Origin of the sequence: Corallococcus llansteffanensis (assembly GCF_003612055.1) — a bacterium.
In the GTDB taxonomy this organism is placed as follows: Bacteria; Myxococcota; Myxococcia; order Myxococcales; family Myxococcaceae; genus Corallococcus; species Corallococcus llansteffanensis.
Window position 1 is genome coordinate 1 of record NZ_RAWB01000880.1, and the last position, 2,553, is coordinate 2,553.

Consider the following 2,553-nt stretch of genomic DNA (forward strand, 5'->3'; position numbering starts at 1 on the left):
GCCGCCACCCCGTCCCATCCCGACACCCGCCGTGGCGAATCGACACTGACGACTTGACACCAAGACTGTCGGGACCTACTGTCAGGGTGTGAGCACGCCCAAGACACAGACGGAGTGGAAGCTGACCACGCTGGCGGAGGCGGTCGGCGTTTCGCCGCGCACGGTCCGCTACTACGTCCAGCGGGGCCTCCTGCCCGCGCCCCCCTTCAAGGGGCCGGACACCGTGTATGGCGAGGAGCACCTGGTGCGGCTCAAGGCCATCCGGGTGCTCCAGGCGCGGTTCCTGCCACTGGACGCCATCCAGGTGGAGTTGCTGCGGTTGTCGCCGGAGGAGCTGCGGCGGCTGGCGGAGACGCCGGTGCTCCCGGCGCCGCTGCCCGAAACGCCCCCCCGGCCGGCCCCGCGGCTTCCGGGAAAAGACCCGACGGTGGAGGTGGCGCGTTACCAGCGCTGGCTCCTGGCGCCGGGGTTGGAATTGCACGTGTCGGAGCATGCTGAAGCGAAGGTCCGGGCGCTGGCGGAGCGGGTGCGCGCCCTCATCGAGGAATCCGAAGAAGGGAAGCAGTCATGAACGAGCAGGCGAAGTGTGGGCTGTTCACGCGCGACGGGGCCCAGGTGCCCCTGCAAGGGGTGGAAGTCTCCGGCGAGCTGCTCGGAGGTCACGCGCGGGTGCGGGTGACGCAGCGCTACCGCAACGACGAGAAGAAGCCGGTGGAGGCCGTCTACACCTTCCCCTTGCCCTCGGACGCGACGCTCAGCGCCTTCTCGATGACGTGCGCGGGCCGCCGCGTGGCAGGGGTGGTGAAGGAGCGCGAGGAGGCCTTCCGCGCCTACGACACCGCCATCACCGAGGGCCATGGCGCGGCGCTGCTGGACCAGGAGCGCTCCAACGTCTTCACCGCGCAGGTGGGCAACCTGCTGCCGGGCGAGGAGACGCTCGTGGAGGTGGAGTTCCTGCAGGCCCTCACCGCGGAGGAGGGCAGCGTGCGCTGGATGCTGCCCACGCTGGTGGCGCCCCGGTACATGCCCGGCGCCGTGAAGGGGGACCGCACGTCGCACGGCAGCGCGGCCCCGACGACGCGGGTGCCGGACGCGGACCGCATCTCCCCGCCCCAGGGGAACCCGGACTACGGGCTGCGAATGGACCTGCTCATCGACGTGGGCGGTGAGGTGGTGGTGGAGAGCCCGTCCCACCCGCTCCTGCTCACCCGGGAGGGCACCCGCACGCGCGTGAACCTCCAGCGGGACCACGTGCGCCGGGGTGCCGGCGAGGTGACGCTGGACCGGGACGTGGTGCTCACGCTGCGCAACGCCAACCCGGACGTCATGCTCACCCCCGTCGTCGCCCACCGGAAGGCGGAAGGGCCGGGCACGTTCGCGCTCACGGTGGTGCCGGACCTGCTGAACCTGGCGACGGCGCCGCCCCGCCAGGAGGTGGTGTTCGTCGTGGACACCTCCGGCTCCATGGAGGGAAGCAGCATGCCCCAGGCCCAGGCCGCGCTCCGGCTGTGCCTGCGCCACCTGCGCGAGGGCGACCGCTTCAACGTCATCGCCTTCGAGAGCTCCTTCCGGAGCTTCGCCCCGGAGCCGGTGCTCTTCACCCAGCGCACGCTGGAGCAGGCGGACGCGTGGGTCGCCGGGCTGCGCGCCAGTGGCGGCACGGAGCTGCTGGAGCCGCTCGTCACCGCGATGAAGACGGCCCCGGACGGCGTGGTGGTGCTGCTGACGGACGGACAGGTGGGCAACGAGTCAGAGATCCTCGAAGCGGTGCTCGGCGCGCGCAGGGCGGGACGGGTGTTCTCGTTCGGCATCGGCACCAACGTGAGCGACGTGCTCCTGCGCGACCTGGCGCGGCGCACGGACGGCGCGGTGGAGTTCATCCACCCCGGAGAGCGCATCGACGACAAGGTGGTGGCGCAGTTCTCCCGGGCGCTCGCCCCGCGCGTCACCGACCTGGAGGTCCGCTTCGACGGCGTGGAGGCCAGTGAGCTGGCTCCGGCCACCCTGCCGCCGCTGGTGGACGGCACGCCCTGGACGCTCTTCGGGCGCTATGCGCAGGCGGGCACGGGCAGCGTGACGTTGAAGGGGCGCTCGGGCCGGGAGCCCTTCTCCCTCACGGTGCGGCTGGACCTGCCGTCCCTGTCGGACCGCCCGGTGGTGGAGAAGTTGTGGGCCGCCGAGCGCATCCGGGGCTGGCTGGACGCGGGCCTCGTGGGCCGGCGCGCGGACGCGATGAAGGACCGCATCGTGCGGCTCGCCATCGAGCACCAGCTCGCCACGAAGTACACGTCCTTCGTGGTGGTGGAGGAGCGCCAGGGTGAGCGCCGTGCGTCGGGCACGCCGGAGACGCGCGTCGTGCCGGTGAACGCGCCCCAGGGCTGGAGCATGTTCGGCAGCGTCAGCCCCGGTGAGATGGATGACGACAGCGCTCCCGAGGGCGACGTCCTCCTGCAGGGCCTGCCCAGCAAGCCCATGCCGCCCATGCGCTCGACGAAGGCCGCACGCGACCGTGCCCCCGGCGCGCCGCCTTCCGTGTCGGCCGGTCCCCGGGGA

2 protein-coding genes are annotated in these 2,553 nt (G+C 72.2%); both read left to right on the top strand.

The features are described 5' to 3' along the window. Window positions 1-88: 88 nt before the first annotated feature. A complete protein-coding gene (locus tag D7V93_RS41585) occupies window positions 89-571 on the top strand; it encodes a MerR family transcriptional regulator (protein WP_120648504.1) in 483 nt (160 codons plus the stop codon). After that, window positions 568-2,553: VIT domain-containing protein (locus D7V93_RS41590; protein WP_120648505.1), on the top strand; the 1,986-nt coding region annotated here is incomplete at its 3' end. The genes D7V93_RS41585 and D7V93_RS41590, both read left to right, overlap by 4 nt.